This window comes from Aeromonas sp. QDB23 (genome assembly GCF_027707745.1).
Classification (GTDB): domain Bacteria; phylum Pseudomonadota; class Gammaproteobacteria; order Enterobacterales; family Aeromonadaceae; genus Aeromonas; species Aeromonas allosaccharophila.
Genome location: NZ_JAPCJA010000137.1, coordinates 1 through 1,711, shown reverse-complemented (window position 1 = coordinate 1,711; position 1,711 = coordinate 1). Strand labels below are relative to the sequence as shown.

General features: G+C 46.9%; 1 protein-coding gene. It reads left to right on the top strand.

Annotated elements, in window-relative coordinates:
• Positions 1 to 1,582 (top strand): methyl-accepting chemotaxis protein (locus tag PG888_RS22800; RefSeq protein WP_270816050.1); only part of this gene is annotated, 1,582 nt, incomplete at its 5' end.
• Positions 1,583 to 1,711 lie beyond the last annotated feature (129 nt).

Sequence of the window (1,711 nt, the reverse complement as noted above, 5' to 3'; positions counted from 1 at the left end):
TCTTATGCGCCAGAATTTACCAGTGACGGGTCGAAACTTAGAACTCCCAAAAGATGCCAATATTCTTTCGACTACCTCCCCTCAAAGCCATATCACGTACGTTAATCCTGACTTCATTAAAATCAGTGGTTTCACTGAGGAAGAACTATTAGGCCAGCCTCACAACATCGTAAGACACCCAGATATGCCGCCTGCTGCATTTGAGCATATGTGGAGTACATTAAAATCTGGCCGCTCATGGATGGGGCTAGTAAAAAATCGCTGTAAAAATGGCGACCACTATTGGGTAAGTGCTTATGTAACGCCAATAGCTAAGAATGGTTCGATTGTTGAATACCAGTCTGTAAGGACCAAGCCTGAACCTGAGCAGGTTTTGGCTGCGGAAAAATTATATGCTCAATTGAGAAGCGGGAAGGCCGCGAGGCCGAAATGGGTTGCTAGCTTTTCCGTGAAAATACTCTTGCTCATATGGGGTAGTATTATATCAAGCGCAATGGCTGCCGGCATGCTTACTGATACATCAATAAACAGCTTATTGTTAGCTACTTTAATGTCAGGAAGCTTAAGCTCTGTTAGTGTTTTGGCTATTCTCTCTCCTCTTGGAAGACTGGTTGAAAGAGCCAAGAATATTTCCAATAACCCATTAAGTCAATCCGTCTACACTGGGCGCACCGATGAGTTTGGCCAAATAGAGTTTGCTTTACGAATGATGCAAGCTGAAACAGGCGCCGTAGTAGGTCGCATAGATGATGCATCAAATCGGCTTAGCGAACACACCCGAGGCCTACTAAAGGATATTGAGTCAAGCAATGTACTTACAGTTGAGCAGCAGGCAGAGACAGATCAAATAGCAACGGCAGTAAACCAAATGACTGCAAGCATTCAAGAGGTTGCGAGCAATGCACAGCATGCTGCAGATGCGGCCGGAAGAGCAGACACTGAGACGGCATCTGGCCAGCGTCTGGTAGCCCACACAAGCCAGTCAATCACTGCCCTTGAAGGTGAAATTAGGCAAGCCGCTCAGGTTATTCATGAGCTTGAAGGTCAAAGTAACGAGATATCAAAAATTCTTGACGTTATACGAGGGATCGCCGATCAAACGAATTTGTTGGCACTCAACGCAGCAATTGAGGCCGCGCGTGCTGGTGAGCAGGGGCGTGGTTTTGCTGTTGTCGCCGATGAGGTTCGCAGTCTTGCTGCTCGCACACAGCAATCGACAACGGATATTCAAAGCATGATCAGCGCTCTACAAGAGCGAGCGCAATCCGCTGTTACAGTCATGGAGCAAAGTGGTCGGCAAGCGCACACGAGTGTAGCTCACGCAGAGGAAGCAGCTACAGCTCTTGATGGAATTGGCCAACGTGTTAACGAAATTACCGACATGAACGCGCAAATAGCGACTGCGGTCGAGCAGCAGGGAGCAGTAAGTGAAGACATCAACCGCAGTATTAACAATATACGCGATGCTGCTGATACCAATGTACAGACCGGGCAGAATAATTTGCAAAGTGCGAAATCTGTCGCTCAGTTAACTAGCGCTCTGAGCGAACTGGCAAAACAGTTTTGGGAAAAACGAGGATAACGCTTTTCAGTATCTCGACAGGGATAACTTACTTTACCATCGGTTATCCCTTCCTGATTACCCATGATTAGCAGTCAGTTACCACGAACTATACTGATCTTACGTACAGTTATCGAGGTGCGAGATCAT